We start from the raw sequence: 18,573 nt of genomic DNA on the forward strand, positions 1-18,573 counted from the left end.
ACTGGCGTATGCGTCAAGTCCGGAGAGAACTCGCTCAGAAGGTGATGATTCCGCGCAGGTTGCGACCGGCATGCATGTCGGCGAAACCGTCGTTGATCTGGTCGAGGCTGTACCGGTTGGTGATGAGTCCGTCGAGTTCGAGCTTGCCGCTGGTATAGAGATCGATCATCCAGGGAATGTCGGCCGTGGGATTGGATGCGCCGAACAAGGATCCTTGAATTCTCTTCTGGTACAAGGTGAGTTCCATCAGGCTCACGGGAATGCCGATGTCCGTCATCTTCCCGAGACCGGTGACGACGCAAGTTCCTGCCTTGCGGATTGACGAGAACGCCTGTGCGACATGTTCTCCGGTGGTGACTCCGACGGTGACGATGGCGGAATCCGCGCCCTGGCCGTTGGTGAACGAGCGCGCGATGTCCGTGGCTTCGTCCATGGTGGCCACGGCATGGGTCGCCCCCAATTTCAATGCACTGTCGCGCTTGAACGCAACCGGGTCCACCGCGATCACGTGGGCGGCGCCGGCATGCGAGGCGCCCTGTACCGCGTTGATTCCGATTCCGCCGACTCCCATGACGATGACGGTCTGCCCGGGGTACACCTGAGCGGAGTTGACCGCGGCGCCCCAACCGGTTCCGACGCCGCAGCCGAGCAGACACAAAGCGTCGAGCGGCAGGTGCTTGTCGACTTTCACGGCCGAGAGAGTGCTGACCGTGGTGTATTCACTGAATGTGGACAGGCCGCAGGTTTGTGCGACTGGCTGACCGTCGAGAGACATTCTGTAACTGGAGGTTTCGCCGGGCCTGCTGCCGGTCATGATGGCAGCACCGTTGTCGCAGAGGTTCTGGATTCCGCTTGCGCACCAACGGCAGCGGCCGCAGGCGGCGAGGAACGAGAACACGACATGATCGCCCTCGGACCATCCTTCGGTGTTCGGCCCGACCTCGACGACGATTCCGGCGCCTTCGTGTCCACCGCAGATGGGATAGCGGCCGACTCCGTGGTCGCCGCTGGCGATGTGATCGTCCGAGTGGCACAGGCCGGAGGCGACCATCTTGACAGTGAGTTCGCCGCTGCGGGGTGAATCGAGTTCGAGATCGACCACCTCGTATGTGCCTGGTGCTTGGCGAATGACGGCTCCACGAGTGCGCAAGTTGTCTCCTGAGGTGAGAGTTGTTCTTCGGCTACCTCAGTTGTCTACTCGAGAGTTCAGGACGGGCTCGAGGCCCATCTCACTGATCGGACGTTTCGTATTTTTCGGATTCGTCCGGGGTTCGTCCCAAGATGGCGAGTTGCAGTTCGGTGAGCAGTCGCGTGTCCGGCTCGTCCAACGAAATGCCCATGATCTGTTCAGCGCGCCGAATGCGGTAGCGCAGCGTGTTCGGATGTACTTTCAGAGACGAGGCGGCCTTCTTCACATCCCCGAAAGCTGTCAGGTAGGCCGTGAGCGTGAACTGCATGTCAGAGGTGTTCTTGTCGTCGTAGGAGACGAGTCTGTCGATACGAGGGTCTCGCAATCGCTCGTGATCAGCAACGAGGTCGAGTATCTCGCCCAGCAATACCGCGGTGCGTGACGCCGCGAGTGTGGTGACCTTCGAGGTTTCGTGATCATCGGTGGTATCGAGCACGCGGTCCACCTCTCGACGCGCCTCGGGTACGCCGTGCAACCGCGCGATCGGGACCGCGACTGCGGCGCGCACGCTGATGCCTGCACGGTCCTCGACTACTCGCACGGTGTCGTAAGCCCAGTCGCTGACCGCGACCTCGTGGTCGGCCTGAGGGAACAATACGTAGATCCGGTTGTCGATGATCGTCGTGACCGCGTCGCTGCGGAATGCGCTGGCGCGCAGGCGCAAGGCGTTGGTGATTCGATCGAGATTCGATCCGGGTGAGAGTGATGTCGCAAATCCGATGACCGCAGACGGTCCGTCGGTGTTGATGCCGAAAGAACCGGCCAGCGAGTGCATGTCGACCCCGCCGGAGCGAACGCCGAACAGCCTTTGCACTTGGGCATTCTCGCGGCTGGAGGCGTCCAAGGTCCGCATGAGAATGCGTGCGGCGACCGCCGCTGCACCCCGCAATACCGCTTGGGCGTCGTGGGAAAGAGGTTCAGAGGCGCGCTGCACCCAGATGCTGCCGAGATTGTGTTGGTGTGCAACAGAACCCGTCGGCGCTGACAGGTCCGGGCGGGTGATGCTCACAGCCAGCCTCTGCGCGGCTCCGATGCTCGGCTCGGAGGGCAGACTGATGACCTCGTCCGATCGCCTGAGATGCTCGAACACGCCTCTGCTCTCTATCCATTCGGTGTATTCGATCGGCCACTCCCGGCCGAGTATGGAGAGCTGACGGAGTTCGTCTTCGCCTTCGTGAGCAGAGGAATATGCGATGACATGGAGTGCCGTGTCGTCGATCGTCACGAGTCCGCCAGTCAATTCGGCGATCGTTTCCGAGAGCGCGAACAGATCCGAATCACCACCGGCCACAGCTCCTGCGACGGCCCGCGAACGGTACATGCTCTGTGTCAGAAGCCGTAGTACGAGCGAATAGACGTGCCCGGAACTAGCCTGCGGATGTACCGCGGCCACTGCGATCCCGATGTTACGTGCGGCGGTGAGAACCGTCGTCGCCTCGCGAGCATTCTTGACGAGCAGAAGCTTCGGACGACGCCTCGCCGGCCTGCCTTCGAACTTTCGCAGCCACTGCGTCAACGTCGATTCGGGAACCCCCACGGGGAGGTAGATGTCGGAGATCGCACCACGGCTGTCGGTGCCGTCGATATCGGAGGACTCGACGAGGGCGATCGAACGGATTTCGACATCGAGTCCATCCGGGCTTTCCAGAAGTTCGATCACGGACTTGTCCGTGGAATGCATGAGGGCGCCGAGGGTGGTGCCGACACTCGGCCCGTTACTCCTCGGACCTGTCGACGCTTGCGGGAGGGCTACAGAAAGTGGCTGCACATTTGCTCCTCGGCCGGTGGGTCATTACAGGCTAACCCCGACAGACGAAATGCAGAATAAGGAAATAGGGGACAAATTTATTCGTCAGGCATGGTGATGCCGAGTTCCTGCACCTTTTCGGCGACTGCCTCTGGAAAAACGTTCTTGAACAGATAAAGGTCTTGTCCGATCACCCAACCAGGTGCCAACGCCGTCGCATATCGCTCGAAGTATCCGAGTTGTTTACCGAAAAGAACCAATTCCTCGGGACTCGCAACACCCCACTGCTTGCCCAACTGAATTAGTGCCATGATCAATTCACTGAGCTTGAGTTCACCGAGGTCACGGCCGAGAATCGGGGCCAGGGCCGTTGCGACCTGCATGCCGAGCTGATCGTCGTCGACTTCGTAGTCAGTTGCATATCCCAAGGATCGAATTCCGCGGGCGACACGGGCGAAATCACCGTCGATGAGGGTGGCTCGGAACATGTCGGAAAGGATGGATCTCCAGGTCTCGGGAAGGACGCCGACGATGCCGAAGTCGAGCATCGCTATCCGGCCGTCGTCGAGGACCCACAAATTTCCCGCGTGGACATCTCCGTGGAATGGACCGTGAACGATGACTGATTCGAGCCAGACCTTCACTCCGCGCCGGATCAGCATGCGGGCTTCGTCGATGCCGTCCGGACCGGCGACGAACCGATCCAGTGGAACGCCGCGCATGCGTTCCATACAGATGACGCGGGGACCACAGTAGTCCCAGTACACCTCCGGTGTCGTGACTCCTTTGTTGTCACCGAATGCGCTGATGTTGTTCCGGAATGTGGTCTGCCGGTCGGCCTCGACCGCGCTGTTCAACTCCGTCATCGTTGCGTTGTGCAGATCGCGAATGATGGCGGTGGCATTGGCAATTCGAAGGAACTCGACAAACTTCTCGAGGATGTTCGCGCCCCAGTACGCCGCCCTCAGGTCGATCAGCATCCGCGCATAGATGTCCGGACGCTGGATCTTGATGACGGCCTCGCGGCCATCGTGCAGAACGCACGCGTGTACCTGCGCTACCGACGCGGCCGCGAGAGGTACGTCGTCGAATTTCGCGAACAGGTCGTCTACGGAGTATCCGAGGTCTTCGTGTACGACGCTTCTGGCCTGCTCGGCAGGAAATGACGGAACGTCGTCGAGGCAACGTAGGCATGCATTGGCGACGGGGGCCGGGAACAGGCCGGACGACGACGCGACCAGTTGACCGAGCTTGACGAAGGTGGGACCCAGCGCGATGAAGCCGTCGACCATCCCGTCGGATGCAGCGTCAGCCCACGTGCGTCCACGCTTGCGGAAAGGCCACACGATCAGTGCCAGCATGATCGACGTCGACAACACGACGGCGATGATCGCGGAACGCCACAACTGGGCGAGGCCGAAGCGTTCGAGGTCCGGCATGTGGACTTCGAGGGCAGTGGCGGGCACTCCTGACGAGTACGGCCCGACAGGTCGCGTTGGATCCAGCACAGCTCTCCCTCGTTCTACGAGCGCATCCAGCATTTTGCCGTGAGATCACTTACGCGACCCCTTCCGTTAGTCAGTATGCCAAGTCACACATAACTGCCGGAACCGCCTACGCGTTCAGCCTACGATCGGTGAATGCGTGAGCACTTGATCCCGATCGGCGAGGTTGCAAAATCGTTCGGAATTGCGGCGTCGACCTTGCGCTACTACGAGGATGAAGGACTGCTGTCCGCGCGGTCGCGAACTGGCGGCAAACGCTGGTACGGGCAGCGTGAGCTGCGCCGGCTGGCATTGATCCGGATGTACACCGAGACGGGAATGTCCTTGGAACAGGTGCGGTCCTTCATCGAAACCGACACGACGTCCGACCAGTTCTCGACGGTTCTCGCAGATCAAGTGTCGACACTCGAGGCACAGATCGCCGCTGCTACGCGAGCGAAGCTGATTCTCGAGCATCACCTGACGTGTCGGCAAGAGCGTCCGATGCAGTGCCCGTGGTTGCTCGAGCAGCTCGACATACGCGTCGAAGCGGCGCTTGACTTCAAGTTGACTTGAACCTTCATAGTTAGGGCGCACTTACCGCCCTATCCGGAGGTTGACCATGTCGGCACGACGATGGCTGCCGCTCATCGCCGCATGCATCGGAACTTTCCTGTTACTGACGTACGCCACCATCACGACAATCGCAGTGCCGGCCATCGCAGTCGGTTTGGACGGCAGTACGGGCGCGATGTCCTGGGTCGTCGACGCCTACACGCTGGCTCTTGCTGCGCTTCTGGTGGGCATGGGCGCACTCGGCGATGCGTGGGGACGTAAACGCCTCTACATCTGCGGACTGGTCGTGTTCCTGGTTGCAACGGCCGTGTGCGCGATTGCTCCGGACGTCACGGTTCTGGTCGTTGCTCGCGGTGCGCAAGGAATTGCCGGTGCGGCGATGTTCGCGACGCTCCTGCCTCTGCTCGGCGACGCATATTCGGGCCGCGATCGTCACGTCGCCTTTGCCGCGTGGGGCGCCGTCGCTGGATTGGCGGCGGGAATCGGGAACGTTGCGGGAGGACTGCTGACGCAGTTCTTCGACTGGCGTGCGGTCTTCTATTTCGGAATCCCCGTGGCCGCAGTAGCGCTCGCAATGGCTGTGTTCTGTTTCGCCGACAGTGAGCGCGGCGACGACAACATCGACTGGGCCGGAATCGTTTTGTTCACCCTCGCTGCCGTTGCCGCGGTTCTCGGCGTGACGTGGGGCGGCGACATCGGGTGGGCTTCGTCGTCGACAGTTTTTGCCTTCCTGATCGCAATCGGTGCACTGACGGCGTTTGTGTCCTGGCAGCGTCGAGGCAGCAGTCCGATGCTCGATCCGGCATTGTTCCGATCCCTGAAATTCGATGGCGTCCTCGTCGCTGCGTTCGGGTACTACCTCGCGGCCTACGGCCCGCTCGTAGTCCTTTCATTGTGGCTGCAGAACGGGCTGGAACTGTCGGCATCGGCGGCCGCACTCGTGCTCTCGATTCAACCGCTCGCTTTTGTCTTCGTGTCGGCGCTGTGTGGATCACGGCTTCAGCGAGTCGACCTTCGACTGTCGCTCGGATTCGGGACGGTTCTCTGCGGAATCGGTTGCGTGGCCATGCTGTACGTTCTCGCCGAGCCGGTCTGGCCCGCGCTGATCGCCGGGCTGATTCTGACCGGTGTCGGGTCCGCGATGGTGTCGCCGGTGCTGCCGGGTGCCGCGATGTCGGACGCCCCGCCAGAGCGCGCCGGGACGGCTTCGGCGACAGCCAACTCGTCGCGTCAATTCGGGCTTGCCGTCGGAATTGCGTTGTGCGGCTCTCTCTTCGCCGGTCCGGACGAGTTCGCCTTGCTGTGGCCGTTGGTCTTCTGCGCCGGCGTCGGAATGCTCACGGGTTTGGTATCGATCCTTCTCTTTTCTCGTTCGTCAACTCCTGCAACAGTTCAACCAATCGCCGAAAGGGCACACACATGACCACGCTGTTCACTCCACGACCGCACCGGCGTCTCGAGATGGACTGGAATCGCCGCAGGTTCCTCGGCGCTGCAGCAGGATTGGCTGCTGCGCTGGCAGCGGCCGGTTGCTCGCGTTCGGGCGCAGACGCCGGGGGTGAGGGCGATGCAGGCTGGTCCTTCACCGATGATCGCGGCAACCTGATCGAATTGGATTCACCGCCAAGGACATTTGTCACCTACACCGGTATCGCGGGTGCTCTCTGGGATTACGGACTGGTGCCTGTCGGTGTTTTCGGGGCGCTGACACGATCACCGGGATCAACAGACACCAGCATCTCCGGCAACTTGGATTTCTCGAAGACCGACATGGTCGGGCAGCTCTGGGGACAAGTGGAACTCGAGAAGATCGCTGCGCTGGAGCCGGACGTCGTCATCGTCCCTCAGTTGCGTGGTTCGGCACTACTAGACGAGGCGAACTTGGATGCGGTGAAAGGCTTGTCGACAGTACTGTTCGTGGAAACGGCAGCAGGAACCATCGACCGAACCGTGCAAGAGATCGTGGAACTGGCCGTGGAACTCGGAGCGGACCAGGATATGGAGGCTCAGCGAAAAGACTACGACGCTGCGCGTGCGCGGATCTCCGAAGTTGCTTCTTCGCTGAATAATTCACAGGTTTTGTTCGCGTCCGCAGATCCGGACACGATTCGTGTCAGTCTTTCGGGATTCCCGATCCTCGCAGACCTGGCGGGATTGGGACTTGCCGTCGTCGATCCGGCCGAGGGATCGTCGGTCTACGTCGAGAAACTGGCTTGGGAGATGGCGGACCACTATCCGGCCGACATGATCTTCCTCGACGATCGCCCGTCCAGTTTGCAACTGGATACGCTCGGAACCAATCCTGCGTGGTCCAACTTGCCCGCGGTGAAGGCGGGAAAGATCGGGACCTGGAATCCGGAACCCGTGCTCAGTTATGCCGGGATCGCCCGTACGTACAACAATCTGGCTGACCAGCTGCTGGCATTCTCACATTCCTGACCGCCGCGTCGTCTACGACGTATGGACCTCTTCACCGATCTGTCTGCTCGAGTTGATTCCCTCGATTGGCCTGCGCTGATCGAGGGAATCAACTCCAGTGGGTGTGCCCAGACGGTGCCGATACTCGACGAGTCGGAGTGCCGCGAAATTGCTTCCTGGTACTCGGACGTCGGCCGGTTCCGGAGCACCGTCGACATGGCTCGATACCGCTTCGGCCAGGGGGAGTACCGGTACTTCGGCGATCCCGTACCGGAGCCGATCACGGCTATGCGATCCGCCTTCTACCGACACCTGCTGCCCGTGGCGCGGGAGTGGGCGTTCAAGCTGGGCGAGGGTGCACCGTGGCCGGATTCATTCGAAGAATGGATCGATCAGTGTCACGACGCCGGTCAGAATCGCCCTACCCCGATCCTTCTGTCCTACGGACCTGGTGACTGGAATGCATTGCATCGGGACTTGTACGGAGAGTTGGTGTTTCCCTTGCAAGTCGTGATCGGGCTCGACAGACCTCGCATCGACCACGCCGGCGGCGAGTTCTTGCTCGTGGAACAGCGGCCGCGCGCCCAGTCGAAAGGGACGGTGACAGTTCTCGAGCAAGGTCACGCGTTGATCTTCACCACGCGGGATCGACCGGTGCAGAGTTCGCGGGGGTGGTCGAGAGCCCCTGTGCGACATGGTGTCAGTGTGGTGCAATCCGGCACGCGTCGAACATTGGGATTGGTGCTTCATGATGCTGAGTAAGACGTACATTCTCCGCGACGCTCGCAACAAACCCTACGAGAGTTCGACGCCCGGTGTGCTTGGCGGACATCGGAAAACGAAGATCTACGGTCGACTCGACTGTCGAGGGGCTGCGCAGGCAATCGCGCGTGGTGGGTATGTCGCCAGTCGGGTGTTCTTCGCGGACGAGCCGACCGCGATTGCGGCCGGCTATCGCCCCTGTGCCGTCTGCATGCCCGAAGGTTACGCAGCCTGGAAGGCAGTTGCTACTCGCCGAAGCGGTCGCGGTACTCCTTCGGAATGAGCGGCTTGTCGCCGCGGACCTTCAGCTGCTGGACAGCCCAGGTATTGCCGTCCGGGTCGGCGAATCCGAAGAAGGTGCCCCCGTCGCGCTCGTCGAAGACGGTGACCTCACTGGCATCGACGCCGCGGTCGATGAGCTCTTGGCGAGCCGTTGCAGCGTCGGCCACGACCAACTGCAATCCCTTCAACGAACCAGGGGCCATCTCGGTCTGCGACGGCAGGTTGCCGATGACGATCGAGCAGCCCGAACCACGCGGAGTGAGCTGGGCGACCGTCATGTGTTCGTTGACGGTGTGGTGGTCGAGATCGAAACCGACCTTGTCACGGTAGAACTCGATGGAGCGGCCGAGGTCACTGACGGGAACGATGACTACTTCGAGGGTCCAGTCCATGAAACTGCCTTTCGCTGAAGAGGTTCGGGCAAACAGGTGGTCAGAGTTGCGCGACGATCTTGTCCAGGCGTTCGTAACCTTCGGTGACGCCGAGCTCCATATTGCTCTCGATCATTCCGTCTCGCGCTTCGAGGCTCGGATATACGGAATGGCCGGAGAGACGGGTGCGTCCGTTGCCCAGGTCCTCGAACGTGATCGATTCGATGCTGACGACGTCGGGAAATCCCTCGTATTCGAAGGTTTGGATGGCAAAGTCGTTCTCGCGAACAACGTGAAATACACCGTTGAACCGGAACTCTTCGCCCTCGGGGTTGCGATGGACGTACTTGTATCGACCGCCGCTCACGAACTCGTATTCGTCGATCTCCATCTCGTAACCGTTGGGGCCGAGCCACTGCTTGACCAGTTCGGGATTCGAATGAGCTGCGAAGACGGCGCTGACGGGTGCGTCGAATTCGCGGGTGATGTCGATGTACGGCACGCCCTCAGGAGCCGTGATGGTGACGGGATTGGTGGTAGCCATGGCTAAGTCTCCTTCTGTGTGGTGCTGAGTAGGTGATCGAGCTTGCGGAACTGTTGTTCGTGGATCAGTCGATAGCGGTCGATCCAGGCGGTCAAAGCCTCGAGAGTTGCGGCGTTGAGATGTACCGGCCGCCTCTGGGCTTCGCGGCTGCGAGTGACCAAACCCGCGGCTTCGAGTACCTGAATATGTTTGGAGACGGCCTGTTTCGTGATCTCGAATGGCTCGGCCAACTCGTTGACCGTTTGGGGACCGGTGCTCAGGCGGGCGATGATCCGCCGTCGTACCGGGTCGGCAAGCGCCATGAACGCTTTGTCGAGACGCTCGTCTGCCCCTGGATCCACGATCACTTGTCAACCATCTCCTTTATCAACCAATCTGTTGATTACGATACGAGTCCATGCGGAGGGTGTCAATGCTTCGAAACCGATTAGCGTGGATTTCATGAACGCTCTGATTCCTCGGCCACGAATGGAAGTGGCGCCAGGGGCGATTCTCGTTCCGGATTGGCTCAGCATCGAACAACAGCGCACCTTGGTGGCCGAGTGCCGACGGTGGGCGACCGCGCCCGTACCGATGCGCTCGGCCGTCGTCCCTGGTGGGCACAAGATGTCGGTGCAAACAGTCTGTCTCGGTTGGCACTGGCAGCCGTACAAATACACGCGCACCGCCGACGACGTGAACGGTGAACCGGTTGCCGCTGTGCCCGACTGGCTCGTTGGCCTCGGCCGTAGCGCAGTTGCCGCGGCCTATGATGATCCGACTGTGGGGGAGCGGTACACGCCGGACACTGCGCTGATCAATTTCTACGACGAGGGCGCTCGGATGGGTATGCATCAGGACAAGGACGAGCGCTGCGACGCTCCCGTCGTCTCACTGAGCGTCGGGCAGAGTTGTGTCTTTCGGTTCGGGAATTCCGAGAATCGGAACAAGCCGTACACCGACGTCGAACTCCATTCGGGTGATCTCTTCGTCTTCGGTGGGGAGTCTCGGTTCGCGTATCACGGAGTGCCGAAAGTTATTGCGGGAAGTGCAAGTCCCGACATCGGTCTGCCGTCCGGGCGGCTGAACATCACCCTGCGGGATACCGGAATGTCGTGAGTCTCAGGCTGATTTCGGCCTCGCGAATCGAGGGGATCGGTGGGCAGCACTCGAAGAAGAAACGGGCATTCAATTTATCGACATCCCAGGTCATTCTGAAATAGCCACCAACTGCGGTCTTTAGCTAAGACATCAATCTACGTTGAATCCGTCCAATTGGTCTCGTTTCATGTCAAGATCAATTGACGACCTTTCAGGCTGAACGAGATGGAGATTCGACGCATTCGATCACACGAGCGGCCCTCATCGGTGCTGCCGCTCTTCCGTTGGCAATGGCTGCTCCCTCGCTGGCCTCAGCTTCCACAGCTGCCGACGTCACCTTCGCTTACAGTGCTTCTGGCTCGACCGTGAGCAACACCATCACCAACAATTCGGGTGGAGCTCTGCAATGCAGCACCTCGCTCGCGAACGCGCCCGGCGGAGTGCTGCCACCAATCGAAGCCACGATCGGTCCAGGACAGACGATCTACGAGAGCGGCGTGATCCCCACCGGTACAACAGTTCAGACGATCAACGATATCCCGGACGGCTCCTACGTCGTCCTGGCATCCTGCGGCAGCGTCGATGAACCGACGAGTATGTGGGTATCGGACTACCCAGGACTCGAGCCCTACCTGGCGATGTTCCCGTACACCACATACGCGGTGCAACAGGCATCCTGGGTGGTCTCACTGCCCAGCGCTGGTGCGCCCACATCAACCCCTGGCATGAACTTCGGGAGCTGACACCGGTAGTGGAACTGTGGATCGCCATCTGCCTGAGAGAATCGGTGTCGGGCGCGACCACTGCCGTCATTGTGCAGCCATTGTTTCGTCCATCAGAGCTCGCACTGTTCGTCTGTAGTGACAGCGCAATAGGTCCTGTTCATTGCGCAGGATGATCCCGAATGAGAACTGAAAAGTTTGGGAGGCAGTTGTTTTGGCGAGAGCAACCTTTGTGTCATCAGTACAGTCTTGACCGAAACCAGTGATCGAGACTGATCATGTCTATCTTGTGCATGTCGAGACCCAGCTGGGCAGCAGCTTTCACTGCGTCGGCGCGGGGGATAGAGCCTTGGGGCAGAGTCCAATTGGTCTCCCGCGCATGATGCTCGATAAGGTCGATGACTGTCCGCGGGACAGGTTCGTTGACGTGAAGTGTTGAGCCGTAGCGAAATTGCTGTTCTGTCGACAGTTTGTAGATAGATCGGGCGAGTAGGTTTACGTCGACTACTGACAGGATCGCGCTACCATTGTCGATGATCGAGTCGAGTCGAGAGACGATTCGCGTCAGTGTCGGCAGAAACCATCTGTCGCCGGGTCCGTACACGAGATGGGGCCGGACGACGAGGCCTCCGGCGTCGCGCACGAACTCCTCGGCGAGGGCGCGCGTGCGGCTGGCAGGTGAGAGGGGTTTGAGAGGTGCGCCGTTGACGGGCAGGTCTCGAAACGGGCCTGGCCCGTACACCGCGGCGGTGCTGACGTAGAGCAGCCGTTCGACGCCGACGGCGGCGGCGATCGACGCAACGTTTCGTATGCCGAGTTCGTTGACGTGAACACACTGTTGTTCGTCGTCGCCCACGTACGACACGCAGCAGATGACGGTGGACGCCTGGCTCATTGCAACTCGTAGAGAGGCGCTTTCGTTGATGTCGCCGATAGTGGCGGCAATTCCGTTGCGGCTGAGTTGTTTGGCTGCGCTGTCCGTGCGAACGAAACCGATTGCAGCGTTTCCGTCCCGGGAAACCAGCTGGTTCATCACTGCTGAGCCGATGAAACCAGTGGCTCCGAGTACCAGAGTCGTCATGGTGTGTCCGTGTCGAGGGCGTTGCTGCCGGGTCTTTCGACGTATCGTTGAGATTCATTCCGTCGGCAACGAGAGCTGGGTAGATCATGCAGGAGCGTGCGGTCCTCACGCGCCAGGCCGTCATTTTGGGTGCTGCGAAGAGCTTCGAGAAGTTCGGGTACTCCGCCAGTCTGGGCACGATCTTGCAACACGGGGGCGTGTCCAAGGGTGCGATGTATTTTCATTTCGCGTCGAAGGAGGAGCTTGCGCACGCGGTCATCGCAGCGCAGCACGGAATGGCGATGGAAGGTACCCGGAGGGTTGCTGCGCATTCCGACATCGCGGTCGAAACCCTGGTGCTCGTTTCGCAGGAGATGGCTCGGCAGCTTGTGACCGAGCCCATCGCGCGAGGTGGCATGCGGTTGACGATGGAGATCGGCAGTATTCAAGGTCCCATCGAACAGCCGTACCTCGATTGGATCGAGGCTATCAAGCAGGTGGCAACCCAAGCCGCCGAAGCCGGCGATATCGTCCCGGGCACCGATATCGACGCGTTGGCTCGATTTGTGGTGGGGTCGTTCACCGGAGTGCAGATTCTCTCGGAAATGCTTACGGGCAGAACCGATCTGTACGAGCGGTTGAGTCAGATGTGGAACTTGGTGCTGCCAACGATTGTCCGCGAGGACAAGTTGGCGCACGTCATGCAACTGGCGGCGCTTGCACCGAGAGAGTGGGAAGCACCGAGCGCTTGACGTGGAAGACGCGACGAGAAGAACGTGTTCGTTCCCTCTCATGATTGGTCCGCAACTGTAAGTTCAAGTTCCGCGGTGGTTTCCAGTTCTTGAGTGAACCGAACTCGGTGCACATGGCCTGACGCGTCAAGGGGGGTCGTTGACACCTCACACGGCGTTTCCCATTCAGTGAACCTCGGAAAGACCGCCGAGAGTGAGGCGATCTTGGTTGCTGGGTTGCCGATGTGGAATCGGACCGCTTGTCGGGCGGCCTCGAAAAGAATCATTCCTGGGATGTGGTCGACGGGGTGGTCGAAAAGGGAGTGGTTGCGCGGATCGGGAGTGCAGAACATCGTGTGCCGAGCAGGATCAGTGCTGATGAGCACATCTCCATCGGTTAGGCGTCCGACTCGCTCCGATCCGACCACCGCGGTTCCGGAAGGAAGGATGCGCCGGCTCGGGCGGTGGTCTTCTCGTCCTTGCCGAATTCGACGGTATCCCTCGGGGTTGACTCCTCGCGCAACAGCTTTGCATCTGGCGACGTGCCGGTTGCCCTCTCTGAGGATCCCCGACACTTCGACCCCCGAGACCGCTCCGTCGCGATGAGTGAGGTTGTCCGCTGTCATCGAGAAACTCAACGGCTCCGCGACTGGTTGCACGTCGAGCGCATCCAACATCTCGAAGCTGAATGTTTCCATGAGGAACTTGTAGTGCAGTGGAATCTCGTATCGGGTGTGGCAGAGAAGCACCACTGCCTGTCGAAATGCTTCTGCCACCCCGAGTGGATCGTGTTGCTCGCTCGATACGTCGAATATCCGGTGCGAGACCGGGAGTTGCACAGCAACCTGGTACGCCGAGTCCGATTCGATCCGGTAGTCCGTCAAGAAAACCTCGGCAACAGCATGTCTGTGGACGAGATGCCGCGGCACTGTGCGTGTGTATTCCATTGATTGAATGCACCTTTCGATGTTCGCTCGTGTCTTCGGTGTCGTGTAGGAACCAATTTTCGACGTCCGGACACGTCGTCGAATCGTCAAAATTGACGATCTTTGCGAAGGTCGAGTTCGATCAGGGGTAGCACCCATCTCAACGAGTGTGTCTGGGGCACTTCCTGCTAGAAGCGTCCGATCCGAAGTTCCAGCGGGTGTCTGCGTGCGTCGTGACCAGAGCGGCGGAGCATCGCGCATGCCTCCAGTTGGGAGTGCACCCCCAGTTTCTGCAGGATGCTTCGGACGTGGGCGCGAACCGTGGTCGGTGCGATGTGGGCGGTTCGAGCAATCGAGTCGACATTCGAACCGCCGTAGAGAAGACCCACGATCTCGAATTCGCGATCGGTGAGACTGCCGATTCGTGCGGATTCTTCGGTGCGCAACCGGATGCGTTGTACGAGCGAGGACTTCTCGTGTGCAGGTTGAGTGGAATTGGGGTTGAGTGCGGCCTGCAGCTCATCGAGCAGCGATGCGAACGGGAGTTGAGAGTTGAGCGCGGAGTGGGCGCCCGCAGCAAGCCCCCGAATCATGGAGCGGCCGCTACTGAGATCGCCGACCAGGACCGATCCCTCGAGTGCGGAAAGCTCCTTCACGTGCCAATCGACGCCCCCGAGTGGTAGGAGAACAAGCGCTCTACCGTGATCGCTGGTGTGGTGCCTTAACAGGCTCATGTCTGCGGTTTGTGGCGCGGAATAGGCCCTGGTGCTGATTCCGGCAGCGATTGCATTGGCGAACCCTCGATCGCTATGAGTGGTGTACACCGTGACTGTGCTGGAGTGTGTCATAGCGACTACATCACCGGCGGAGGTCCAGTCCGCCCGTTTTCCGCGTTGCGAATCCAAAACCGTTGGTTTCAGCGTGGTTTCGTCAGCGGGCTCGTTATCGGAGTGACCTCTCCACTGATGCGCACGAAGGGTGACAGCGATAGCGCAGTTGTCCGTCCGCCCATGGAGACTCGTGCGTTCGACGCGTCATCCAGGCGAATAGAGTGTGGCGCCTCCGATGTCACGTAAAAGCTCGCGTAGACACCTGATTGTGTGCCCGCGAATTATGCCAGGGCGCTGAATATTTGGGCGATGAGTATCCCGCGTAGACGAGCCATTGGACGTTCCGTCGACGACGTGAACGACTCTCCAGTGGCTGGCGGCATTCAGTCGTCTCGATCGAGTTTCCGCGAGCCGGTGCGTCGCACTCTCAATGTTCTGTACCCAGTCGGGTCGAGATATTGACTGTTACCGTCAGTTGCACATACCCTGTACATTGGCGCTGACCTTAGGGAACCCGGCCTGAACCGGCCGATCGTTCTCGGCCACTGCCGACACCAGATGTAGCTTCGCGACGACCTACGAAATGAGTTTCCTCCATGACACAGCATGTCGACGTACTGATCATCGGCGCTGGCTTGTCCGGAATCGGCGCGGCTTGCCACCTCATTCGTGAGAAGACCGGAAGCACTTACGCGATCCTCGAGCGTCGCGAGAACATCGGTGGCACCTGGGACCTGTTCAAGTACCCGGGCATCCGTTCGGACTCCGACATGCTCACCTTCGGATTCGGTTTCCGTCCTTGGATCGGCACCAAAGTGCTCGCAGACGGCGCCAGTATCCGTGACTACGTCGAGGAAACCGCCAAGGAATACGGCGTCACCGACCACATCAACTTCGGCCGCAAGGTCGTGTCTATGGACTTCGACCGTACCGCCGCGCAGTGGACCGTGACCGTCCTGGTCGAGGCGACGGGGGAGACCGAGACGTGGACCGCGAACGTCCTCGTCGGCGCCTGTGGTTACTACAACTACGACAAGGGTTACCGCCCCGCCTTCCCCGGTGAGGACGACTTCCGCGGTCAGATCGTGCACCCGCAGCACTGGCCGGAGGATCTCGATTACACCGGAAAGAAGGTAGTGGTCATCGGTTCCGGCGCCACCGCGATCACGCTGATCCCGTCGATGGCCCCCACCGCTGGTCACGTCACCATGCTGCAGCGCTCGCCCACGTGGATCCAGGCGCTTCCGTCCGAGGACCCTGTTGCCAAGGGTCTCAAGCTCGCACGTGTTCCCGACCAGATTGCTTACAAGATTGGTCGAGCCCGCAATATCGCACTACAACGCGCCAGCTTTCAGCTTTCTCGCACCAACCCGAAGCTGGCCAAGAAGCTGTTCCTCGCCCAGATCCGCCTGCAGCTCGGCAAGAATGTGGACCTGCGTCACTTCACTCCCAGTTACAACCCGTGGGATCAGCGCCTGTGCGTGGTTCCCAACGGGGACCTGTTCAAGGTGCTCAAGAGCGGCAAGGCCGACATCGTCACCGACCGTATCGCCACGTTCACCGAGAAGGGCATCGTGACCGAGTCGGGCCGCGAAATCGAGGCCGACGTCATCGTCACGGCGACCGGCTTGAACGTACAGATTCTGGGCGGCGCGACCATGAGCATCGACGGCGAGCCGGTCAAGCTCAACGAGACTGTGGCCTACAAGAGCGTGCTCTACTCCGACATCCCGAACTTCCTGATGATCCTCGGCTACACCAACGCGTCGTGGACGCTCAAGGCTGACCTGGCCGCGTCCTATCTGTGTCGCGTGCTCAAGATCATGCGCGATCGCAGCTACACGACTTTCGAGGTTCACGCCGAACCCGAGGACTTCGCCGAAGAATCTCTCATGGGCGGAGCCCTGACCTCGGGCTACATCCAGCGCGGCGACGGAGAAATGCCGCGTCAGGGTGCCCGCGGCGCGTGGAAAGTGGTCAACAATTACTACCGCGACCGCAAGCTGATGCACGACGCCGAGATCGAAGACGGTGTGCTGCAGTTCAGCAAGGTCGATATTGCTGTCGTGCCTGATAGCAAGGTCGCCAGCGCATAGTCGACTCCACCGGGGGTGAACCGGTCGCACCACTAGGGACGTCGGTGAATGGGCTGGTGATGTTGCGTCGACGTCCCCGAGCGCGTCACGGGGTTTGTGATCGGTGAGTTCGCTTCCGCGTTCGTCGGTTGTGCACAACCACGGGAAGAACATAGACAGCAACCATGATCACGGCAAGCAGTCCGAGGTAGAGATAGGGCCAGGTCCAGCCCGCTGCTCGAATGGCCAGCAACGATCCGCCCATGATCAAGGGCATCCCGGCCGCGGCGAGCAGGTCGACGTCACGGGGCGAGACGGGTGGGGTTCCGAGCAGAGGTACGCGGCTGCCCGAGTTTTCTCTGATCGTGCGCATCACTGACATGCAGTAGAGGGCGGCGCCGGCGATCGCGATCACCGCACCAAGTGCAACTTCGACGACGCCGGTTCTCGTGGACATCAATGCGTAGGCAAACACGCCCACCGTTGCCAAGGTGACCGGCGCCGACTTCCAGATCGGCGTCGACGCATAAGTGTCGGCGGGAACGCTCACCGAGCGCATCGGTTCGAGAGGCTCCATGAGCTCAGCGTGCCATGCGCCCCTCGGGAAACAAACTGCCTGTGCCGTTTCTGGCAGGCTGCGGCTGCCCGGATTGGATGTCGGGACCCCTCACTACGATTCTCGTCGTGACCGATTACGACGATCTCGACATGTTCGGTGGCCTCGACGCCTCCTCCCTGCCGCTCCGCCAGCAGCAGATTCTGATGACCATCCGGGATCTCGTGGCTGCCAACGGGTGCACGCCGAGCACACGGCAGATTGGAGACGCGGTTGGTCTGCGCTCGACGTCGACGGTATCCAAGCACCTCAAGAGCCTCGAAGAGAAGGGCTTCCTCCGTAGGGGAGCGGCCATGGCTCGGCAGTTGGACGTGCGGCCGTTCCTCGTGGGAGCGAAGGAACAGTCGTCGTCGAACACCGTGACGGTTCCGGTCGTCGGTGACATTGCGGCCGGCGCGCCGATCCTCGCGGAGGAGCACGCCGACGAGGTGCTGGCGCTTCCCCGCGAGCTCGTCGGCTCCGGCACGGTGTTCGGACTTCGGGTGCGCGGTGAGTCGATGGTCGACGCAGCAATCTGCGACGGCGACGTCGTCGTGGTGCGGCGCCAGGACGAGGCGCATTCCGGCGAGATCGTCGCCGCGATGATCGACGGCGAGGCCACCGTGAAGGTGCTCCGACGTCGCGACGGTCACGTGTACCTCGAGCCTCGTAATCCCGCATACAGCGTCATCGACGGCGATCACGCGGCCATCTTGGGCAAGGTTGTTTCGGTGATGCGACGTATCTGAGTGGTGTCCGGTCTCAGCGATGGTTGGCGCGGGGACCGTTGTATTCCTCATCGGTGACTTTGTCGCCCCATGTCGTTTCGGTGCCTCCCTCGCCGGGTCCTTCCCACAGAGCAAGGTGGGTCATGAAACGGTCGGGTGCCGCGCCGTGCCAGTGTTCCTCTCCTGCCGGGGTATAGATGGTCTCGCCCGGGTGAACTTCGACGATCTCGCCGCCGCGAGCTTGAACCAGCGCGGTCCCGGAGACGATGTGGAGGGTCTGCCCGAGGACATGGGAATGCCAGTCGGTTCGCGCACAAGGTGCAAAGCGAACCATGTTGGCGCGCATCCTCGACGGCTCCTGGCCGGCGTAGATGACGTCCCACCAGACGTCGCCGGTGAACCAGTCGCTGGGTGCTTTGCTGGTGGGCTGGGGCTTCAAGATTTCCATGAGGT

General features: G+C 60.7%; 21 protein-coding genes. 10 read left to right on the plus strand and 11 right to left on the minus strand.

The window, feature by feature from the left end; genetic code table 11:
* Nucleotides 1-34: 34 nt before the first annotated feature.
* The 3 genes from R4P70_RS02860 to R4P70_RS02870 form a co-directional block, all read right to left on the minus strand.
* A complete protein-coding gene (locus R4P70_RS02860) occupies nucleotides 35-1,150 on the minus strand; it encodes an NDMA-dependent alcohol dehydrogenase (RefSeq protein ID WP_182262429.1) in 1,116 nt (371 codons plus the stop codon).
* Nucleotides 1,151-1,229: 79 nt separating this feature from the next.
* Complete coding sequence (locus tag R4P70_RS02865) at nucleotides 1,230-2,957, minus strand: PucR family transcriptional regulator (RefSeq protein ID WP_317830366.1); 1,728 nt, start codon at nucleotides 2,955-2,957, stop codon at nucleotides 1,230-1,232.
* Nucleotides 2,958-3,034: 77 nt separating this feature from the next.
* Entirely contained in the window at nucleotides 3,035-4,444 is a 1,410-nt protein-coding gene (locus tag R4P70_RS02870) for an ABC1 kinase family protein (RefSeq protein ID WP_019745620.1), read from the minus strand.
* Between the two features lie 132 nt (nucleotides 4,445-4,576).
* Here R4P70_RS02870 and R4P70_RS02875 point away from each other — a divergent pair, with 132 nt between their 5' ends.
* From R4P70_RS02875 to R4P70_RS02895, 5 genes are read left to right on the plus strand one after another with little or no spacing between them, the layout of a single operon-like run.
* Nucleotides 4,577-4,996 carry a MerR family transcriptional regulator gene (locus tag R4P70_RS02875; protein WP_007729752.1) on the plus strand — a complete coding sequence of 140 codons (420 nt, stop codon included), beginning with the start codon at nucleotides 4,577-4,579 and terminating at the stop codon, nucleotides 4,994-4,996.
* 46 nt (nucleotides 4,997-5,042) lie between these two features.
* Nucleotides 5,043-6,419 carry an MFS transporter gene (locus tag R4P70_RS02880; protein WP_317830367.1) on the plus strand — a complete coding sequence of 459 codons (1,377 nt, stop codon included), beginning with the start codon at nucleotides 5,043-5,045 and terminating at the stop codon, nucleotides 6,417-6,419.
* On the plus strand, nucleotides 6,416-7,435 hold the full coding sequence (locus R4P70_RS02885) for an ABC transporter substrate-binding protein (protein ID WP_019745618.1): 1,020 nt from the start codon (nucleotides 6,416-6,418) through the stop codon (nucleotides 7,433-7,435). Before R4P70_RS02880 ends, R4P70_RS02885 begins: the two co-directional genes overlap by 4 nt.
* 21 nt (nucleotides 7,436-7,456) lie before the next feature.
* A complete protein-coding gene (locus R4P70_RS02890; protein ID WP_317830368.1) occupies nucleotides 7,457-8,176 on the plus strand; it encodes a 2OG-Fe(II) oxygenase in 720 nt (239 codons plus the stop codon).
* Entirely contained in the window at nucleotides 8,166-8,459 is a 294-nt protein-coding gene (locus R4P70_RS02895) for an Ada metal-binding domain-containing protein (protein ID WP_020971022.1), read from the plus strand. The genes R4P70_RS02890 and R4P70_RS02895 overlap by 11 nt, the downstream gene beginning before the upstream one ends.
* On the opposite strand, the gene R4P70_RS02900 is transcribed toward R4P70_RS02895, so the two are convergent.
* From R4P70_RS02900 to R4P70_RS02910, 3 genes are read right to left on the minus strand one after another with little or no spacing between them, the layout of a single operon-like run.
* Nucleotides 8,422-8,850 carry a VOC family protein gene (locus tag R4P70_RS02900; protein ID WP_283308054.1) on the minus strand — a complete coding sequence of 143 codons (429 nt, stop codon included), beginning with the start codon at nucleotides 8,848-8,850 and terminating at the stop codon, nucleotides 8,422-8,424. The genes R4P70_RS02895 and R4P70_RS02900 overlap by 38 nt on opposite strands.
* 40 nt (nucleotides 8,851-8,890) lie before the next feature.
* Nucleotides 8,891-9,373 (minus strand): SRPBCC family protein, encoded by a 483-nt coding sequence (locus tag R4P70_RS02905; protein WP_019745615.1) that lies wholly within the window; start codon nucleotides 9,371-9,373, stop codon nucleotides 8,891-8,893.
* 2 nt (nucleotides 9,374-9,375) lie between these two features.
* A complete protein-coding gene (locus tag R4P70_RS02910) occupies nucleotides 9,376-9,720 on the minus strand; it encodes an ArsR/SmtB family transcription factor (protein ID WP_021331798.1) in 345 nt (114 codons plus the stop codon).
* A gap of 94 nt (nucleotides 9,721-9,814) precedes the next feature.
* Here R4P70_RS02910 and R4P70_RS02915 point away from each other — a divergent pair, with 94 nt between their 5' ends.
* Both R4P70_RS02915 and R4P70_RS02920 read left to right on the plus strand, forming a co-directional pair.
* Entirely contained in the window at nucleotides 9,815-10,471 is a 657-nt protein-coding gene (locus tag R4P70_RS02915; RefSeq protein ID WP_031333828.1) for an alpha-ketoglutarate-dependent dioxygenase AlkB family protein, read from the plus strand.
* Between the two features lie 272 nt (nucleotides 10,472-10,743).
* The gene (locus tag R4P70_RS02920; RefSeq protein WP_317830734.1) at nucleotides 10,744-11,196 is read left to right on the plus strand and encodes a hypothetical protein; all 453 of its coding nucleotides are present in this window, start codon (nucleotides 10,744-10,746) and stop codon (nucleotides 11,194-11,196) included.
* A 217-nt stretch (nucleotides 11,197-11,413) separates the two neighbouring features.
* Here R4P70_RS02920 and R4P70_RS02925 read toward each other — a convergent pair whose 3' ends face one another.
* Nucleotides 11,414-12,256, minus strand: coding sequence for an NAD-dependent epimerase/dehydratase family protein (locus R4P70_RS02925; RefSeq protein WP_283384205.1), 843 nt, complete (start codon nucleotides 12,254-12,256; stop codon nucleotides 11,414-11,416).
* A gap of 86 nt (nucleotides 12,257-12,342) precedes the next feature.
* Between R4P70_RS02925 and R4P70_RS02930 the strand changes: the two genes are divergently transcribed.
* Nucleotides 12,343-12,987: a ScbR family autoregulator-binding transcription factor gene (locus R4P70_RS02930; RefSeq protein ID WP_003940238.1), complete on the plus strand. Its 645-nt coding sequence runs from the start codon at nucleotides 12,343-12,345 to the stop codon at nucleotides 12,985-12,987.
* A gap of 38 nt (nucleotides 12,988-13,025) precedes the next feature.
* Here R4P70_RS02930 and R4P70_RS02935 read toward each other — a convergent pair whose 3' ends face one another.
* Together R4P70_RS02935 and R4P70_RS02940 are read right to left on the minus strand one after the other, a co-directional pair.
* Nucleotides 13,026-13,913, minus strand: coding sequence for a ScbA/BarX family gamma-butyrolactone biosynthesis protein (locus R4P70_RS02935; RefSeq protein WP_317830369.1), 888 nt, complete (start codon nucleotides 13,911-13,913; stop codon nucleotides 13,026-13,028).
* Nucleotides 13,914-14,080: 167 nt separating this feature from the next.
* Nucleotides 14,081-14,740, minus strand: a complete 660-nt coding sequence (locus R4P70_RS02940; protein WP_029537113.1) for a helix-turn-helix transcriptional regulator — start codon at nucleotides 14,738-14,740, stop codon at nucleotides 14,081-14,083.
* 578 nt (nucleotides 14,741-15,318) lie between these two features.
* On the opposite strand from R4P70_RS02940, the gene R4P70_RS02945 reads away from it, so the two are divergent.
* The gene (locus tag R4P70_RS02945; protein ID WP_279217800.1) at nucleotides 15,319-16,818 is read left to right on the plus strand and encodes a flavin-containing monooxygenase; all 1,500 of its coding nucleotides are present in this window, start codon (nucleotides 15,319-15,321) and stop codon (nucleotides 16,816-16,818) included.
* A gap of 85 nt (nucleotides 16,819-16,903) precedes the next feature.
* Here R4P70_RS02945 and R4P70_RS02950 read toward each other — a convergent pair whose 3' ends face one another.
* The gene (locus tag R4P70_RS02950) at nucleotides 16,904-17,374 is read right to left on the minus strand and encodes a hypothetical protein (RefSeq protein WP_070385227.1); all 471 of its coding nucleotides are present in this window, start codon (nucleotides 17,372-17,374) and stop codon (nucleotides 16,904-16,906) included.
* A 77-nt stretch (nucleotides 17,375-17,451) separates the two neighbouring features.
* Between R4P70_RS02950 and lexA the strand changes: the two genes are divergently transcribed.
* Nucleotides 17,452-18,141: a transcriptional repressor LexA gene (gene lexA, locus R4P70_RS02955; RefSeq protein ID WP_211918713.1), complete on the plus strand. Its 690-nt coding sequence runs from the start codon at nucleotides 17,452-17,454 to the stop codon at nucleotides 18,139-18,141.
* A gap of 13 nt (nucleotides 18,142-18,154) precedes the next feature.
* On the opposite strand, the gene R4P70_RS02960 is transcribed toward lexA, so the two are convergent.
* Nucleotides 18,155-18,568 (minus strand): cupin domain-containing protein, encoded by a 414-nt coding sequence (locus tag R4P70_RS02960; protein WP_211918715.1) that lies wholly within the window; start codon nucleotides 18,566-18,568, stop codon nucleotides 18,155-18,157.
* Nucleotides 18,569-18,573 lie beyond the last annotated feature (5 nt).

The organism is Rhodococcus sp. IEGM 1241 (assembly GCF_033142365.1).
Lineage (GTDB): Bacteria > Actinomycetota > Actinomycetes > Mycobacteriales > Mycobacteriaceae > Rhodococcus_F > Rhodococcus_F erythropolis.

What these genes read in the sequence shown, in the direction of transcription:
- R4P70_RS02875 (WP_007729752.1), top strand. Translation starts at nt 4,577, where the DNA reads ATGCGTGAGCACTTGATCCCGATCGGCGAGGTTGCAAAATCGTTCGGA.
- R4P70_RS02880 (WP_317830367.1), top strand. Translation starts at nt 5,043, where the DNA reads ATGTCGGCACGACGATGGCTGCCGCTCATCGCCGCATGCATCGGAACT.
- R4P70_RS02885 (WP_019745618.1), top strand. Translation starts at nt 6,416, where the DNA reads ATGACCACGCTGTTCACTCCACGACCGCACCGGCGTCTCGAGATGGAC.
- R4P70_RS02890 (WP_317830368.1), top strand. Translation starts at nt 7,457, where the DNA reads ATGGACCTCTTCACCGATCTGTCTGCTCGAGTTGATTCCCTCGATTGG.
- R4P70_RS02895 (WP_020971022.1), top strand. Translation starts at nt 8,166, where the DNA reads ATGCTGAGTAAGACGTACATTCTCCGCGACGCTCGCAACAAACCCTAC.
- R4P70_RS02900 (WP_283308054.1), bottom strand. Translation starts at nt 8,850, where the DNA reads ATGGACTGGACCCTCGAAGTAGTCATCGTTCCCGTCAGTGACCTCGGC.
- R4P70_RS02905 (WP_019745615.1), bottom strand. Translation starts at nt 9,373, where the DNA reads ATGGCTACCACCAATCCCGTCACCATCACGGCTCCTGAGGGCGTGCCG.
- R4P70_RS02915 (WP_031333828.1), top strand. Translation starts at nt 9,815, where the DNA reads ATGAACGCTCTGATTCCTCGGCCACGAATGGAAGTGGCGCCAGGGGCG.
- R4P70_RS02920 (WP_317830734.1), top strand. Translation starts at nt 10,744, where the DNA reads ATGGCTGCTCCCTCGCTGGCCTCAGCTTCCACAGCTGCCGACGTCACC.
- R4P70_RS02925 (WP_283384205.1), bottom strand. Translation starts at nt 12,256, where the DNA reads ATGACGACTCTGGTACTCGGAGCCACTGGTTTCATCGGCTCAGCAGTG.
- R4P70_RS02930 (WP_003940238.1), top strand. Translation starts at nt 12,343, where the DNA reads ATGCAGGAGCGTGCGGTCCTCACGCGCCAGGCCGTCATTTTGGGTGCT.
- R4P70_RS02935 (WP_317830369.1), bottom strand. Translation starts at nt 13,913, where the DNA reads ATGGAATACACACGCACAGTGCCGCGGCATCTCGTCCACAGACATGCT.
- R4P70_RS02940 (WP_029537113.1), bottom strand. Translation starts at nt 14,740, where the DNA reads ATGACACACTCCAGCACAGTCACGGTGTACACCACTCATAGCGATCGA.
- R4P70_RS02945 (WP_279217800.1), top strand. Translation starts at nt 15,319, where the DNA reads ATGACACAGCATGTCGACGTACTGATCATCGGCGCTGGCTTGTCCGGA.
- R4P70_RS02950 (WP_070385227.1), bottom strand. Translation starts at nt 17,374, where the DNA reads ATGGAGCCTCTCGAACCGATGCGCTCGGTGAGCGTTCCCGCCGACACT.
- lexA (WP_211918713.1), top strand. Translation starts at nt 17,452, where the DNA reads ATGTCGGGACCCCTCACTACGATTCTCGTCGTGACCGATTACGACGAT.
- R4P70_RS02960 (WP_211918715.1), bottom strand. Translation starts at nt 18,568, where the DNA reads ATGGAAATCTTGAAGCCCCAGCCCACCAGCAAAGCACCCAGCGACTGG.